This is a genomic window from Longimicrobium sp., from assembly GCA_036377595.1.
Lineage (GTDB): Bacteria > Gemmatimonadota > Gemmatimonadetes > Longimicrobiales > Longimicrobiaceae > Longimicrobium.
Window position 1 is genome coordinate 12,359 of the sequence record DASUYB010000105.1, and the last position, 15,210, is coordinate 27,568.

At 70.8% G+C, this 15,210-nt stretch carries 13 protein-coding genes; 8 read left to right on the forward strand and 5 right to left on the reverse strand.

Annotated elements, in window-relative coordinates:
• Positions 1-64 precede the first annotated feature (64 nt).
• The 8 genes from VF092_17505 to VF092_17540 all read left to right on the forward strand — a co-directional run bounded on the left by VF092_17505 (position 65) and on the right by VF092_17540 (position 8,505).
• A complete protein-coding gene (locus VF092_17505; GenBank protein ID HEX6749100.1) occupies positions 65-748 on the forward strand; it encodes a uracil-DNA glycosylase in 684 nt (227 codons plus the stop codon).
• Positions 749-1,370: 622 nt separating this feature from the next.
• Entirely contained in the window at positions 1,371-2,537 is a 1,167-nt protein-coding gene (locus VF092_17510; GenBank protein ID HEX6749101.1) for an FAD:protein FMN transferase, read from the forward strand.
• A gap of 338 nt (positions 2,538-2,875) precedes the next feature.
• A complete protein-coding gene (locus VF092_17515; GenBank protein HEX6749102.1) occupies positions 2,876-4,543 on the forward strand; it encodes an O-antigen ligase family protein in 1,668 nt (555 codons plus the stop codon).
• A 484-nt stretch (positions 4,544-5,027) separates the two neighbouring features.
• The gene (locus tag VF092_17520; GenBank protein ID HEX6749103.1) at positions 5,028-5,828 is read left to right on the forward strand and encodes a prolipoprotein diacylglyceryl transferase family protein; all 801 of its coding nucleotides are present in this window, start codon (positions 5,028-5,030) and stop codon (positions 5,826-5,828) included.
• Complete coding sequence (locus tag VF092_17525) at positions 5,813-7,267, forward strand: radical SAM protein (GenBank protein ID HEX6749104.1); 1,455 nt, start codon at positions 5,813-5,815, stop codon at positions 7,265-7,267. The genes VF092_17520 and VF092_17525 overlap by 16 nt, the downstream gene beginning before the upstream one ends.
• Positions 7,264-7,710 (forward strand): hypothetical protein, encoded by a 447-nt coding sequence (locus VF092_17530; GenBank protein ID HEX6749105.1) that lies wholly within the window; start codon positions 7,264-7,266, stop codon positions 7,708-7,710. The genes VF092_17525 and VF092_17530 overlap by 4 nt, the downstream gene beginning before the upstream one ends.
• Positions 7,710-8,066, forward strand: coding sequence for a hypothetical protein (locus tag VF092_17535; GenBank protein HEX6749106.1), 357 nt, complete (start codon positions 7,710-7,712; stop codon positions 8,064-8,066). The genes VF092_17530 and VF092_17535 overlap by 1 nt, the downstream gene beginning before the upstream one ends.
• A 34-nt stretch (positions 8,067-8,100) precedes the next feature.
• The gene (locus tag VF092_17540; protein HEX6749107.1) at positions 8,101-8,505 is read left to right on the forward strand and encodes a hypothetical protein; all 405 of its coding nucleotides are present in this window, start codon (positions 8,101-8,103) and stop codon (positions 8,503-8,505) included.
• 220 nt (positions 8,506-8,725) lie between these two features.
• Here the strand turns inward: VF092_17540 and VF092_17545 are convergent, their stop codons facing one another.
• The 5 genes from VF092_17545 to VF092_17565 all read right to left on the reverse strand — a co-directional run bounded on the left by VF092_17545 (position 8,726) and on the right by VF092_17565 (position 15,097).
• Positions 8,726-9,523, reverse strand: coding sequence for a DUF5995 family protein (locus VF092_17545; protein ID HEX6749108.1), 798 nt, complete (start codon positions 9,521-9,523; stop codon positions 8,726-8,728).
• Positions 9,524-9,617: 94 nt separating this feature from the next.
• The gene (locus tag VF092_17550) at positions 9,618-11,228 is read right to left on the reverse strand and encodes an ATP-dependent DNA ligase (protein HEX6749109.1); all 1,611 of its coding nucleotides are present in this window, start codon (positions 11,226-11,228) and stop codon (positions 9,618-9,620) included.
• A 253-nt stretch (positions 11,229-11,481) separates the two neighbouring features.
• Positions 11,482-12,570 carry a ligase-associated DNA damage response exonuclease gene (locus tag VF092_17555; GenBank protein ID HEX6749110.1) on the reverse strand — a complete coding sequence of 363 codons (1,089 nt, stop codon included), beginning with the start codon at positions 12,568-12,570 and terminating at the stop codon, positions 11,482-11,484.
• Positions 12,571-12,792: 222 nt separating this feature from the next.
• Entirely contained in the window at positions 12,793-14,181 is a 1,389-nt protein-coding gene (locus VF092_17560) for an aminotransferase class V-fold PLP-dependent enzyme (protein HEX6749111.1), read from the reverse strand.
• Positions 14,182-14,275: 94 nt separating this feature from the next.
• Positions 14,276-15,097 carry a D-hexose-6-phosphate mutarotase gene (locus VF092_17565; GenBank protein ID HEX6749112.1) on the reverse strand — a complete coding sequence of 274 codons (822 nt, stop codon included), beginning with the start codon at positions 15,095-15,097 and terminating at the stop codon, positions 14,276-14,278.
• Between the last annotated feature and the right edge of the window lie 113 nt (positions 15,098-15,210).

The window sequence follows — 15,210 nt, forward strand, 5'->3', positions numbered from 1 at the left end:
TCCGTGCATGTTGGAATCACGCTTGCATCACCCGCGCGCATCACCCCGGACCGGATGGATGGCGATGAAGCTTCCCCTGCCCAAGTCGTGGCGCCCGCACCTGGACGCCGAGCTGGAAAAGCCGTACTGGACCAAGCTGCGCGAGTTCGTGGACCGCGAGCGGCGGACGCAGGCCGTGTTTCCGCCGGAGAGCGAGGTGTTCGCGGCGCTGGAGCTTACGCCGTACGAACGGGTGAGGGTGATGATCCTGGGGCAGGACCCCTACCACGGGGCTGGGCAGGCGCACGGGCTGGCGTTCTCGGTGAGGCCCGGCATCACGCCGCCGCCGTCGCTGCGCAACATGCTGCGCGAGCTGCGGGACGACGCGGGGTGCCCCGTCCCCGACAATGGTTATCTCGTGCCTTGGGCGGAGCAAGGGGTTCTGCTGCTGAACGCGGTGCTGACGGTGCGCGAGGGGCAGCCCAACTCGCACAAGGGGAAGGGGTGGGAGACCTTCACCGACGCGGTGATCCGCGCCGTCGACGCCAGGCCGGAGCCGGTAGTGTTCGTGCTGTGGGGCGGCTACGCGGGAAAGAAGGAGGCGCTGATCGACGCGGGGCGGCACACGGTGATCAAGGCGGCGCACCCCTCCCCGCTCTCGGCGAAGAGGGGCTTCTTCGGCAGCCGCCCGTACACGGCCATCAACGCGGCCCTACAGCAGGCCGGTCAGGCGCCGGTCGACTGGTGCCTTCCGGATCTGGGCCGGTAGCGGGGCGATCCTCAGCGCGGGGATGCGCGGCGCAGCCGGCAGCGGGGCGGGGTGGCGGAGCGACTCCTGGGGTGCGCTGCGATGGCCGTACCAGGTGCGCGCGCGGCGGTGGAGCGGGAGCGGGGCATGCATGGGGACCTCTGCCGATGCGAGCGTTCGCCGCGGAAATGGCTCCCGCGGCGTCCGCCGAGGCCGCACCGCAACCAACACGCCACCGTGGGCACGGCTCGTCGGTTTCCCAATCTACAGCAAATCCGCGGATTCCTGCAGTGGGGGAGATGAAAATCACGGCGGAACTCATGTTCCCTGCGGCGGCGGCGGGACAGGGGTGAGGCGGTCAGTCCCATCGTCATTCATCAGCCGACATGAAGTGACAATCACGGAGCGGTGAGAGCGCGCGTGGCGCCGATCTCGTCCGCGGCGCCGGCGACGGACGGGCGAATGAATTCGCGGCAACAACGGCCCGAAGTCCGCCTTCGCGGACTCCCGCCCCCAGCATCCGTGCAAGGAGCTGCACGCGGCCTCAAGGTTGCGCTGTGCGCCGCGTCGTTCCTCAAATTCACGGCAACCCGCTGACGGTCTCGTGCTTCTTCGTCCTCATCATCGTACCGCTCGAGGAGATGTGGTTCACCGCGCGCGGCATCTGGCGCGCCCGATCGTCCTCGCGGCGGGGGTCGCGCTCGCCGCGTGCGTGCCGCCGCGGACGTCGCCCGCGCCCGTGTCCACCGGCGGGCAGCGCTACGTCGCGGAGGACTCGGTGCCCGCGCCGGTGGTGCGCGCGTGGCCGGCGATGGGGACGATGCTGGGGATCAGCGTGTGGGACGCGGACACCACGCGCGCGCTGGCCGCGATGGAGGCCGCGCGCGTCGCCGTCCTGCGTGCGGATTCGCTGATCTCCGCCGATCTCGCCGCCGCCAACCGCCGCGCGGGGACGGATTCGGCGACGATCGTCTCCGCGTGGACGGCGGAGGTGCTGGACTCGGCGCTCGCGATCGCCGCCGCGTCGGGCGGGGGACTGGACGTGACCGCGGGGCCGCTGGCGGATGCCTGGGGATTCGATCGCCAGCAGGCCGCCGTTCCCCCGCAATCGGTGCAGGATTCCATCGCGCCGCTGGTGGGATGGCGGCAGGTGCGCTTCGACCGCGCGTCGCGCCGCGTCTCGCTGCCGCGGCGGGGGATGCGGCTGGAGCTCGGTGGGATCGCTCGGGGATTCGCGGTGGACCGGGGGATCGAGGCGCTGCGGGCGGCGGGGATCGCGCGGGCGGTGGTCGACCTGGGCGGCAACTTCCGCGTGCTCGGCCCGCCGCCGGTCCATCCCGGATGGACGATGGGGCTGAAGGATCCCCGCGATCCCGAGTCCGTCTTCGCCGCGGTGCGCATCGACGGTGGCGCCGTCAGCACGTCGGGAGACGACGGGCAGTTCTTCGAAGCAGGGGGAATGCGCTACTCACGCGTCCTCGACCCGCGTACGCGGCAGCCGGCGCGGGGCGTAGTCTCCGTCTCGGTGATCGCCCCCAGCGGCATCCTGTCCGAGGCACTGGCGACGCCGCTCTACGTGCTCGGCCCCGAGGAGGGGTGCCGCCTGGTCGCGCGCTGGCCCGGCGTGGACGCCGTCTGGGTGCGTGACTCCGGCGAGCGCGAGGAGAAGGAGGACGACGACGAGGGGCTGGATCCCGAGCTGGTCGTCATCACCGACGCGCTGAAGGACCGGCTGGAGATTCTCACCGAGGAGCCGACGGACGAGCGCCCGACGACGTGCAGCGAGCTGCTCGCGCGGGCACGACACTGATTTCAGCGCGACACCCCTCTGCGTGTCATCCTGAGGCAGCCGTGCGCCGAACTCGCATCCGCACCTGACTCGACGGTTGCCGAAGGATCTTGCCTGGGAAGGAGCGAGGCAGGTCTCGCGCAGAGAATCCGGCATCTCTCCGCCCGGATCAGATCCTTCGGTCGCGCCGGAGTTTTTTGCGGCCGCCGGTTCTCAGCGGCGCGCCCTCAGGATGACACCATGGGTGTCGCGGTGACCCATCACCTCCTGCAATCCTCGAATCCCGGGCTGGACAGACGCACGGCGCCGCGCTACGCTGCAACCCGGTCCTCCGCCGCCCATCCCCCGTCCACGCCCCGATGTCGACCCAAGCCGCACGCAAACCCTTCGGCCGCCTGGCGCAGGCCGACGAGCAGGGACGCCCCGTCGCCGCGTCGCCCGCGCAGCGGCTGGCGCTGGGCATCCTGCAGGCGGCGTGCATCCTCGCGGTTCTGGCGGCGGCCACGTACAAGTCGTTCGAGCTGGACCGCTTCTTCATCCCCAAGGAGCTGACGCTGAACCTGGCGGCGCTCCTGGCGGCCGTGCTCTGCCTGGGCGCGGCGCGGCGCGCACAGCTCGCGCGGGTGGACCTGCTGCTGGGCGGCTTCCTGCTGCTGAGCGCCGCGAGCGCCGCGCTGGCGCAGAACCCGTGGAACGGCGTGCGCGCGCTGGCCGTCACCGCGTCGGGAATCGCGGTGTTCTGGGCCGCACGGTCGCTGGCGCGCGCGGGGCTGGGGCGGCCGCTGCTGGTGGCCATCGCCGCCGCGGTGGCGGTGGGCGCGGGGATGTCGCTGGCGCAGACGTACGGCGTGCGCACCGACTTCTTCTCGCTGAACCGGGCGCCGGGCGGCACGCTGGGGAACCGCAACTTCGTGGCGCACCTCTGCGCCTTCGGCCTTCCCGTCCTCTTCCTCTGCGCGCTGCGCGCCTACCGCCTGCTGGGGACGATCCTCGGCGCGCTCGGGGTGGCGATGGTGTGCGGCACCCTCGTCCTCACCCGCTCGCGCGCGGCGTGGCTGGGGGTGGCCGCGGTGATCGCCATCTTCCTGGTCGGCTGGCTGCTGGTGCCGCCCGCGCGCCGCAGCCTGCGGCACTGGTCGCGGCTGATGCTGCTGCTGGTGTGCGCCGGCGGCGGCGCGGTGGCCGTCGTCTCGCTCCCCAACACGCTGCACTGGGCCAGCGACAACCCGTACGCCGAGACCGCCGCCGGGCTGGTGAACGCGAAGGAGGGGAGCGGCCGCGGGCGGTTGCTGCAGTGGAAGAACTCGATGAAGATGGCCGTGCACCACCCGCTCCTGGGCGTCGGCCCGGGGAACTGGCCGGTGCACTACCCCGAGTTCGCGCCGCGTCGCGACCCGTCGATGAACGACAACGAGCCGGGGACCACGTCGAACCCCTGGCCCAGCAGCGACTGGGTGGCGTTCGTGGCGGAGCGGGGGATCGCGGCCACGGCGTTGCTCGTGCTCGCCTTCGTCGGCCTGGGGATCGCCGCGCTGCACCGCATGCGCGCCGCGCGGGACGCGGACGAGGGCCTCGCCGCGCTCGCGCTGGCGGCGATGGTGGCGGGCGCGGTGGTGGTCGGCGCGTTCGACGCGGTGCTGCTGCTGGCGCTCCCGTCGCTCCTGATCTGGGCCGCGCTGGGCGCGCTCTCGGCCACCGAGCCGGGGAAGTGGGACGTGCGCGTTCCCCTTCCCGTGCGCGCGCTGGGGATGCTGCTCGCCCTCGCCGTCTTCGGCGCGTTCACCGTGAAGAGCGCCGCGCAGCTGCTGGCGATGGGCGTGTACGACGGCGCCAGTCGCGTGGCCGACCTGCGGCAGGCCGCTCGGCTGGACCCGGGGAGCTACCGCATCCAGATGAAGCTCGCGCGCAGCGGCGCCAGCTGCGACGTCCGCCGCGCCGCCGCCGAGACGGCTCACTCGCTCTTCCCCAACGCCTCCGCGCCCAAGGGCCTGCGTACGACGTGCGGAAGACGGCGGCGGCGGGGATAGGCGGATCGGGACGGTTGCGGACAATGCGACTGAAGTCGCGGCTACAACGACACGCAGTCCGCCTTCGCGGACTTCGCTCGGCGGAGGCGATCCAGCGCCGAGGCTGTCATCCCGAGGGCGCCGCTCCGCAGCTCGCTGCGCGCCGGGGTTGGCGCCCGAGGGATCTATCGCCTGTCGCGGCGCAAACGGTTGGGTCTTGCGCATGCCGCGGCTATGGATTCCTCGGCCTGCGGAAATCGGGACTGACGAGGCGACGGTGTGGCCGGCCTCGGAATGACATGCCACGGGTCTGTCGCGCGAACCGATGCTGCGGCTGCACGGAGGCCGGTAGTCCGCGAAGGCGGACTTCGTGTGGTTGTAGCCGCGACTTCAGTCGCACACTTCCTCCGGAAATCGGCCGCTCTCCGTCATCGTTGCCCCGCACCCGATCCCGCCGCAACTTACCGCGTCCCCGCAGCCCACTCTCCATCCTCCACCCGCCCGCGTGGACTTTCCCGTCCTGATCCGCATCGGCTCGCTCGCGATCCCGCCGCACCAGGTGCTGGAGGGGGTGGGATGCTTCCTCGCGTTCCGCCTCTACCTCGCGCTCCGCCGGCGCGGCGGCGATCCGCTGCGGAGCGAGCGGCGGCTGGTGCTGCTGGCGGCGGCCACGGTGGGCGCGGCGCTCGGCTCCAAGCTGCTGGCGCTGGCCGACAACCCCGCGCCGGTGCTCGCCCACCCCGACCTGCGCGTGCTGATGGCGGGGAAGACCATCGTCGGGGGGCTGCTGGGTGGGCTCGTGGCCGTGGAGCTGGCGAAGAAGTGGGTGGGGGAGACGACGCCCACGGGCGACCTGTACGTTTTCCCGCTGATCGTGGGGATCGGGATCGGGCGGATCGGGTGCTTCCTGACGGGGCTGGCGGACGACACCTACGGCATCGCCACGCGCCTGCCGTGGGGGATCGACTTCGGCGACGGCATCGCCCGCCATCCCACGCAGCTGTACGAGATCGCCTTCCTTGTCTTTCTCGCCGCCGCGCTGGCGTGGCGCGCGCGACGGCCGTATCCCCGCGGCGACCTGTTCAAGCTCTTCATGGCCGCCTACCTGGCCTGGCGGCTGGCGGTGGATTTCATCAAGCCGCAGCACGTCACCCTGCTGGGGATGACGCCCATCCAGCTCGCCTGTCTCGCCGGGCTCGTCTGGTACGCGCCGCACCTGCCGCGGCTGCTCGGCTTCGCGTCTCCCTCCCCATCTCCATCCCCCACCAACCCCGACGCAGCGGGACCCGCATGGCAGACAAGGTAAGGCCGTACCTGTACTACGACGTGGCGCTCGCCCTCTGCTCGCGCTGCCTGCGCAAGGTGGAGGGGAAAATCCTGTTCGCCGAGGGAAAGGTGATCCTGGAGAAGCGCTGCCCCGAGCACGGCCGCGAGCGCGTCCTCGTCGCCGACGACGTTGAGTACTACAAACGCTGCCGCGAGGTCTTCATCAAGCCGCCCGAGCAGCCCAACCACAACCAGACGCCCGTCCGCTACGGCTGCCCGTACGACTGCGGGCTGTGCCCCGACCACGAGCAGCACTCCTGCCTGGCGCTGATCGAGGTCACCGACGCGTGCAACCTGAAGTGCCCGGTGTGCTACGCCGAGAGCGGGCCGCACCGCCCCGACTTCCGCCCGCTGGAGTTGATCGAGCGGATGATGGACGCGCTGGTGGCCAGCGAGACATCCCCCGACGTGGTGCAGATCTCCGGTGGCGAGCCGACGCTGCATCCCCACTTCTTCGAGATCCTCGAGGCGGCGCGGGCGCGGCCCATCAAGCACGTGATGGTAAACACCAACGGGCTGCGCATCGCCGAGGACCGCGAGTTCGTGCGGCGGATGGCGGAGCACCGGCAGAACTTCGAGATCTACCTGCAGTTCGACTCGTTCAAGCGCGACGCGCTGATGGAGCTGCGCGGCGCCGACCTGCGCCGCATCCGCCGGCAGGCGCTGGAGCACCTGAACGAGTTCGACATCTCCACCACCCTCGTCGTCACGCTGAAGAAGGGGGTGAACGACGACGAGGTGGGCGAGATCATCCGCCATGCGATCGAGCAGCCGTGCGTGCGCGGCGTGACCTTCCAGCCGGTGCAGGCGGCGGGGCGGCTGGAGGAGTTCGACCCCGCGACCGACCGGCTGACGCTGACCGAGGTGCGGCGGGCGATCTACGAGCAGTCGGGCGTGTTCCGCGAGGAGGACGTGGTGCCCGTCCCCTGCCACCCCGACTGCCTGGCGATGGCGTACGCGCTGAAGCTGGGCGGCTGCGTGACGCCGCTGACGGGGATGATCGATCCGCGGATCCTGATCGAGGGCGGGCGCAACACCATCGTGTTCGAGCAGGACGAGGGGCTGCGCACGGCGCTGTTCCGCGCGTTCAGCACCAACCACTCGCCCGAGAGCGGCGCCCAGAGCCTGCGCGAGCTGCTCTGCTGCCTGCCGATGGTGGCGGTGCCCGAGGGATTCGGCTACGCGAACGTGTTCCGCGTGCTGGTGGTGCAGTTCATGGACGCGTACTCGATGGACATCCGCTCGGTGAAGAAGAGCTGCATCCACATCGTGCACCCCGACGGGCGGCTGATCCCCTTCGACACCTACAACCTGTTCTACCGCGACGGCCGCGAGCAGCACTGGAAGCCGCGGCTGGCCGACCCGTGGGCCGAGCGCGGCCGCCTGCCGCTGCTGCAGACGCACGGCGGCATCGCGTGAGCGACGAGCGCCCCGCCGCCGAGCGGCCCGATCCCATCCGAGAGACGCCCGCGCCGGAGCGCGCCGAGATCTCCGCGTTCGGCGCCGGTCGCCCGGCGTCGCGGGGCGGCGGAGAGCGTCCCGCGCGCCGCGAGCCGCCCAGCCTTACGTGGCAGGGCGTCCGCGCCGCGCTGGCGATGTTCGTGGCCTCCGGCTTCGTGTCGGTCGGCACGCTCGTGTGGGCGCAGCTCTCCGACGCCAGCTCGGACCAGGCGCTCAGCGCGTTCGTCACCGTCGGCGGGGCGATGGCCGTCGTGGCGGTGCTCGCCGCGCCGGCGGTGTCGCTCTGGCTGCCGCGCGGCGCGCGCGGGCCGTTCTGGGCGATGGGGATCATCATGGCGTTCCTGGGCTTCATCCTGTGGGGCGGCACCTGCGGCCTCGCTACCATCGCCGCGGGCGGGTGATGACGAACGACGACCTGCCGCCGCGCGAGCGCCCCGCGCCCGAGCACCTTCCCGCGCCCGAGACGGCGGGGCGCACGCCGTTCCTGCAGGGCGTGATCTCCGCGCTGGCGATCCTCGCGGGGATCGTGGTGCTGGAGGGGATCACGCTGCTGGGGAACTGGCTGACCGGCGGGCGGCAGGCCGCGCTCTTCATCATCCTGGGCCTGCTGATCGCCGGCGGGGGGATCGCGGTGCTGGTGCTGGCGGGGAGCCGGCTCCCGCGCGCGGCCCGCATCCCGTTCTGGGCCATCGGCGTGATCTGCGTGGCCATCGCGTTCATCCTGTGGGGCGTCACCTGCGGCCTGATGGTCGGGTGAGCCCGGTCCGATCCACCCGCAACCGCAACGGACCATGCCAGAGTATCCGGAAGACGAACTGCCGCCGCGGCCCGAGCTGGGCAACATCCCCCCGGGCGCGCCGGGCGGCGCGGGCGGCGGCGGCCGCGAGTGGCCGGCCTACGAGCCGCAGCAGCCCGACCCCACGCGGCTGGGCGTGCGCGCGGCGTTCATGATCTTCGGCGTGGTGGTAGTCATCCACCTGCTGCTGCTGGCGTTCGTGAAGCTCTCCGGCAACTCCGAGAACGCCTGGCTCTTCCTTCCCGAGGGGCTGCTGGTGATCGCCGGCGCGCTGGGCGCGGCGATCTTCGTCACCCTCAAGCTGCCGCCCCCGGCGCGCGGACCGTTCTGGGCCGCGGGCGTGGCGTGCATGTTCCTCTCCTTCATCATCTGGGGCGCCACCTGCGCCGTCGCGCTGTAGGAATGTCAGGGGGATCGAACCATGTCCATCCCTCACCCGGAGACGTCATCCTGAGGCCGGCCACACCGTAACCAGCTTCTGTGCAAGAAGTTGCAGGCCGAAGGATCTATCGCCGCGCCGGCACGACAGCAGGTCGAAGCGCACGGATGATGGGGGATGCAGAAACACAGCGAGGGCACGCAATCGCGTGCCCTCGCTGCGTTGTCGGCGGCGGAGCGGATCACCCCGTCGGCGTGCCGATCAGCGCGGGGACGGTGTTCTTGAACTGGCCTTGGGAGAGGACCTCGATGTTGCGCGACACGTCGTCCTTCTCTCTCGCGCGGATCAGGCGCACCACCAGGCCGTCGTTCAGCACCGCGTCGCAGATCAGGGAGACGGCGGCGTCGCGCATGGCCATCTTCGCCACCTGCGGCAGGTGCCGGAGCGGCGCCAGCTCCTGCGCGAACGCCCACGACGCCGCGCGCGCCTTGTCCATCGAGAAGCCCACCATCTTCAGCTCGAGCTTCGGCGCCATCGCTGTCACGGCCTTGAAGTCGGGGCTGAGCTCGTCCAGCTCCTGCTCCACGACGGGAGTCAACGCGGCCAGCACCTGGTTGATCCTGTCGAAATCCCCCTTCAGCCCGGTGATCTGGCTCCCCGCCGCCGTGCGCGCGGCGGCAACGCCGAGGTCGAGGTTGATGTGCGCGTTCATCCCGGCCAGCAGGTGCTGCAGGACGATGTGGTTGGAGGTCTGCGCCGCCTGGAACGCCTTGAGCCACGACAGCGGCGGCAGCTCGCCCGCGCGGTAGGTGTCGTACGCGCTGATGTAGCGGCTGGCGAAGATCACGTCGAGCCGCTCCATCCGCGCGCCGTCCTGGAACTCGCCCTTCTTGATGCCGTCGCGCACGGCCAGGGTCACGCGGTTGTAGAGCGCGGCGAAGTAGCCCAGCCGGTCCTTCCGCGCGATGCAGTCCTTGATGATCGCGGAGAGGCGTTCGATGACACCGTCGATGTCGGTGGGTAGCGCAGTTGTCGTCATGGTCGGGGAGATCTGAAGCGTGGACGGAAGGAGGGACCGCGAAAGGGTACCGCCAGATGTGGTGATGAACAGATAACGGAAAGCGCCGCCGCGCTCAAGCGCCGCGAGACGCATCCACCGCGTCGAGCATCGCCCGGATGGTCTCCAGCGAGTCCGCGTCCTCCGGCCGCTTGTCGGTGCGCCAGCGCAGCATCCGCGGGAAGCGCACGGCGATGCCGCTCTTGTGGCGGGGCGAGCGCTGGATCCCCTCGAAGCCGAGCTCGAACACCAGCTCCGGCTTCACCGCGCGGACGGGGCCGAAGCGCTGCAGCGTGTTGCGGCGCACGAAGCTGTCCACGCGTCGGATCTCCTCGTCCGTCAGCCCGCTGTACGCCTTGGCGAAGGGCACCAGCTCGCCGCCGCTCCACACGGCGAAGGTGTAGTCGGTGTAGAGCGACGCCCGCCGACCGTGCCCGCGCTGCGCGTAGATCAGCACCGCATCGACGGTGAACGGCTCCACCTTCCACTTCCACCAGTCGCCGCGCTTGCGGCCCACGCGGTAGGGGCTGTCGGCGCGCTTCAGCATCAGCCCCTCGCGGCTGGCCTGCCGCGCCTCGCGATACGCCTGCCGCACGTCGTCCCAGCTGGCCGTCGCTACCACGGGGGAGAGGAGGAAGCGGCCGGCGGTGGGGATGCCCGCCAGCAGCTCCTCCAGCCGTGCCCGCCGCCAGGCGATCGGCCTTTCGCGCACGTCCTCTCCATCGATCTCCAGCAGGTCGTACGCGAGAAGGACGATGGGGATCTCGGCCAGGATCTTCGGCCCCAGCGCCTTCCGTCCGATCCGCCGCTGCAGCTGCGCGAAGGGGAGCGGGCCGCCGTCCTGCCAGGGAAGGATCTCGCCATCCAGCACGGTACCGTCGGGGAGATACGACGCCGCGGCCGCCAGCTCGGGGAAGCGCTCCGTCACCAGTTCCTCGCCGCGCGACCAGATGAACGTGGTCCCCGCGCGGCGGACGACCTGCGCGCGGATGCCGTCCCACTTCCACTCCACCTGCCACTCGTGGGGCTCGCCCAGCGCGTCGGGTTCGCCCTCCAGCGCGTGCGCCAGGAAGAAGGGGTAGGGGCGGGAGACGTCGGTGTCGCGCGTGTCCTCGCCCACCAGGCGGTCGTAGAACTCGGGCGACGGGTCCCACGCGCCCATCAGCCGGTGCGCGATGGCCGCCTCGTCGACGCCGCTGACGCGGGCCAGCGCGCGCACCACCAGCTTCTGCGACACGCCCACGCGGAACGAGCCGGTGATCAGCTTGTTCCACACGTACGCCTGCTCGCCGTCCAGCTCGCTCCACGCGCGCAGGATGGCCTCGCGCTGCGTCCCCTCGCTCTCGCCGCGCAGGGGGAGGAGACGGTCTTCGACCCAGACGCGGAGCGGGAGGTCGCTGGACGCGCCGGAGGGCGGGAGGAGGAGGGAGATGGTCTCGGCCAGGTCACCGACGGACTCGTAGCACTCGCCGAAGAGCCACTCGGGGGTGCCGGTGAAGTCCATCGCCCAGTCGGCCAGCTTGCGCGCGCCGACCAGACGCTTGGGCCGCCGCCCGCTCAGGAAGTGCACCGCCCACGCCGCGTCCGCCGGCGAGACGGACGCGAAGTAGCGGGCAAGCGCGTCGACCTTCTCGCCCGTCTTTGTGGTCTCGTCCAGCGCGGCGTACAGCTCGGCGAAGGCTTTCACGAGACAGCCTCGGCGAGCAGGTGGGAGGGGCCGGAATTGGTTGAGGGGGCGAATAATAAATTCGCTGCAACAACTACACGAAGTCCCCCTGCGGGGACTACAGAGTTGGGTGTGAGACGAAGCTTCGTCGCGCGAATCCGGTCTCCGTCAAAGCCCGGGGCCACATCGTGGCTCGTCGCGCGCACCGAAGCTTCGGAATGAGCAGATGCCGGTAGTCCGCGAAGGCGGACTTCGTGTGGTTGTTGCAGCGAATTCATTCGCCCGCCTCCCCCGGCTCCACTTCCGTCTCCCCTTCCGCCCCGGTGACAGGATTTTCGTCGCCCCCCTCCGCCTCCGGCGCGATCTCCACGTCGCCCGCGTCCTCCTCGCCCTCCCAGCGGCTGGCGACGGCCTGCGCCTCGAGGCCGTGCTGGCGCAGCCACCGCACGACGGGCTCGCGGTAGCCGTGCGTCACCCACACGCACTCCGCGCCGGTCGCGTCGATGGCGGTGAGGAGCGAGGGCCAGTCCACGTGGTCGGAGAGGACGAAGCCGCGGTCGACGGAGCGGCGGCGGCGCTGGCCGCGCACCCGCATCCACCCGCTGGCGAAGGCGGTGCTCACCGCGCCGAACCTGCGCATCCACGGCGTGCCGTGCGCGGACGGCGGGGCGACGATCAGCGCTCGGCTCCAGTCGTGCCCGCGCGGCTGCGCGCCGGCGTACTGCGTGGTCGGAAGCGCGACGCCGGTGTCGCGATAGTCGCGCGTGAGCCGGGCCACCGCGCCGTGCTCGTAGATCGGCCCGATCGACGCATCCACGCCCGCGAGCAGCCGCTGCGCCTTTCCCAGCGCGTAGCCGTAGATGATGGACGCCTTCCCCGCCTCGCGGTTGGCGCGCCACCACGCGTCGATGCCGGCGAACACCTCGCGCTGCGGCGCCCAGCGGTAGATCGGCAGGCCGAAGGTAGACTCGGTGACGAAGGTGTGGCAGCGCACCGGCTCGAAGGGCGTGCAGGTGGGGTCCGGCTCGATCTTGTAATCCCCCGACACCACCCACACCTCGCCGCCGTGCTCCACGCGCACCTGCGCCGAGCCCAGGATGTGCCCGGCCGGGTGCAGGGAGATGCGCACGCCGTTCACGTCGATCGCCTCACCCCAGTCGAGCGTGCGGATGTTCGCGTCCGAGCCCAGGCGCGTGCGCATCACCCGCTCGCCCTCGCGCGAGCCCAGGTACCGGCGCGATCCCCAGCGCGCGTGGTCGCCGTGCGCGTGCGTGATCACGGCGCGGTCTACGGGCATCCACGGGTCCACGTAGAAGTCGCCCGCGTCGCAATACAGCCCCCGCTCCGTGATCCGCATCAGCATGCGAGATCGATCTCCATCAACGGACGATATCTCCGGCGGCTCGAAATCCCCGGTGGGTTGAAACCCGCCGCTGGAACTTCAAGAAGTCCGCCTTCGCGGACTGCGCGGGCGCAGGATTCTCTCCATCACCCTCATCTCCAGCAAGCGCGATGACGAGTATCCACATGCGAAAAGCCCGCCCGGCGCGCTGCCGGACGGGCATTTCATCTCAATAGCGATCGATCAGTCGATCGTGGCGAGTTGGGGGAGGGGGGCGAGGCGCACCGATGCGTCGGCGTCGCGGAAGGTGGCCAGCACTTCCATCAGCCGCGCGATGTCGGCCTCGTTGCTGGCGATGCCGAGCGACGCGCGCACCGCGCCCACCGCCTGGTCGCCCATGCAGTCGGAGAACTGCTGCAGCGTGAACGTCTCCGCCGTCAGCGTGCTGATGCAGCGGAATGCCTCTTCATCGTGGTAGTCGAACGCGAACTCGGCCGCGCCGGGGTTGCAGAAGAAGCCCGTGCGGATGGAGATGCCGGCCTCGTTCGCGCGCTGCTCCACGATGCGGAAGTCCACCAGCTCGCCCGCGGGATCCAGCAGGTTGAAGGCGACCGTGCCGCCGCGCATCTCCAGCCCCTGCGGCCCGTAGATGCGCACCAGCGGCGCGCCGTTCGAGTGCCGCAGCCCCTTCAGCCGCTCGAGCAGCAGCCCCGTCAGCCGCATCACGTGCGCGTTGATGCGCTCGATCCCGATCTCCCGCATGAAGTCCAGCCCCGCCGCCGCGGCCGCGATCCCCTGGTAGTTGGGGGTGCCGTCCTCGAACGCGCGCCCGGTGACGTGCGAGAGGAAGACGGGGTTCTGCGCGGAGACGAAGCGCACCGTCCCCCCCGCGAACCAGGGCCGGTGCAGCTCGCCGAGCTCGTTGCGCCGCGCCAGCAGCACCCCCACGCCGGTGGGGAAGCCGAACATCTTGTAGAACGACAGGCAGACGAAGTCCGGCGTCCACCGCCCCAGGTCGAGCGGGCTGGTGGGAACGAACGCCGCCGCGTCGAGCAGCACGTGGTAGCCGTGCGCCCGGGCGACCTCGATCCACTCCAGCGGGTGCTTCACGCCGGAGAAGTTGGACTGCGCGGGGAAGGCGAACAGGTTCGGCTTGCTGCAGTCCTGGCAGGTCAGGTGCGACTCCAGGTCGGCCACGCGCAGGTCGTGGCCCAGCGGCACGTAGCGCACCTCGGCGCCGCGCGCGGCCGCGTACTCGCGGATGCCGTTGACGGAGTTGTGGTTGTCGGCCGTCAGCAGGAACTCGACGCCGGGCTCCCAGGGATACGCCTCGGCCACCAGCTTCAGCGCGCCGCTGGCGTTCAGCGTGAAGACCACCTCGTAGCTGTCGGGGTCGGCGTTGAAGAACTCCAGCACCTTCAGCCGCGCCTCTTCAACCTTCCGCGTGGCCGCCTGCGAGGTGGGGTTGCGCGAGTGCGGGTTCCCCAGGATGGCGCCGCACAGGTAGTCCGCGTGGGTGCGCACCTGGCTCTCGGCGTACAGGCCGGCGCCGGTGTAGTCCAGGTACACGTGCCCCTGCTCGTCCAGCCGGCTGAACTCGCGGCGGCGCAGCCCGGCGAAGAAGTCGGTCATCCCCGGATCGGTCGGAGGAAACGTAAGGCGCAGTCCCGCAAGCGCTTCGCAAAAGTAGCGGGATGGGCCGGAGTATGGAAGGCGAGGGGCGCCGTCACTCCGGCAGGATCGCCTGCATCCCCTCCCACCGCCCGCCCGGCTCCAGCCGCACCGGCTCGCCGGCGCACGCGGCCTCCACGCAGACGAAGCGGTGGAACTGGTCCGCCCCCAGGTCGTCCATCACCCCAGCCTTCTCATCCCACGGGTTCCACACCACCACGTCCCGGAAGCCGCGCTTGCGGACGAGGGTACTCTCCCATGAGCGGCCGTCGATCACCCGGAGCTCGTTGGGTGCGTCGAGATAGATGCGGTCCGTCTCGCTGGCGAAGCGAAGGTCGCGCTCCATCTGCACCTGCTCGCCGCCGGTTACCTTGTCGCGATAGCGGAGCCCCTTCAACTCGGTGATCCACGCCGAGCGGATGTCGCTCACGCGCAGGTAGGTGTGCAGCGCGCAGGTGAACTCGAACGCGTGGTCGCCGGTGTTGTGGACGGCGAGGGAGACGGAGAGCTCGGGCCCGGTCTCCACCCGCAACTCGAGGCGGAAGGCATGGTCCCACACCGCGCGCGTGGCGGGCGAGTCGGTGAGCGCGAGGATCGCGCGCCCGGTGCCGGTCTCCATCACCTCCCACTCCGCCGTCCGCGCGAACCCGTGCTTCGGCAACGGCCCCTGCTCCGCGAACTGCGGGAAGATCACGGGGATGCCGCCGCGGATGGCCGATCCGGGCTCGAAACGCGAGCGCGGGCTCAGGTACAGCACGTCCTCCGCGGCTGCGGTGATCCACTGCACCACGTGCGCCCCATGCCGGCGGATCTCCACGCGCCCGCCCGCGCGCGAGGCAAGGGCGATCTTCTCGGGGTCTTCCGTCTGATGATCCATTCGATCTCCCCTGCTATTCCTTGCATTTCTCGCCCATCGAAGAACAAGCAGAACCGCACACTCTGCGTGTAAATCAACCACTGCGTGGCTGAAATTCAGCCACATGATGGTTG

What these genes read in the sequence shown, in the direction of transcription:
- VF092_17505 (HEX6749100.1), top strand. Translation starts at nt 65, where the DNA reads ATGAAGCTTCCCCTGCCCAAGTCGTGGCGCCCGCACCTGGACGCCGAG.
- VF092_17515 (HEX6749102.1), top strand. Translation starts at nt 2,876, where the DNA reads ATGTCGACCCAAGCCGCACGCAAACCCTTCGGCCGCCTGGCGCAGGCC.
- VF092_17525 (HEX6749104.1), top strand. Translation starts at nt 5,813, where the DNA reads ATGGCAGACAAGGTAAGGCCGTACCTGTACTACGACGTGGCGCTCGCC.
- VF092_17535 (HEX6749106.1), top strand. Translation starts at nt 7,710, where the DNA reads ATGACGAACGACGACCTGCCGCCGCGCGAGCGCCCCGCGCCCGAGCAC.
- VF092_17540 (HEX6749107.1), top strand. Translation starts at nt 8,101, where the DNA reads ATGCCAGAGTATCCGGAAGACGAACTGCCGCCGCGGCCCGAGCTGGGC.
- VF092_17545 (HEX6749108.1), bottom strand. Translation starts at nt 9,523, where the DNA reads ATGACGACAACTGCGCTACCCACCGACATCGACGGTGTCATCGAACGC.
- VF092_17555 (HEX6749110.1), bottom strand. Translation starts at nt 12,570, where the DNA reads ATGCTGATGCGGATCACGGAGCGGGGGCTGTATTGCGACGCGGGCGAC.
- VF092_17560 (HEX6749111.1), bottom strand. Translation starts at nt 14,181, where the DNA reads ATGACCGACTTCTTCGCCGGGCTGCGCCGCCGCGAGTTCAGCCGGCTG.
- VF092_17565 (HEX6749112.1), bottom strand. Translation starts at nt 15,097, where the DNA reads ATGGATCATCAGACGGAAGACCCCGAGAAGATCGCCCTTGCCTCGCGC.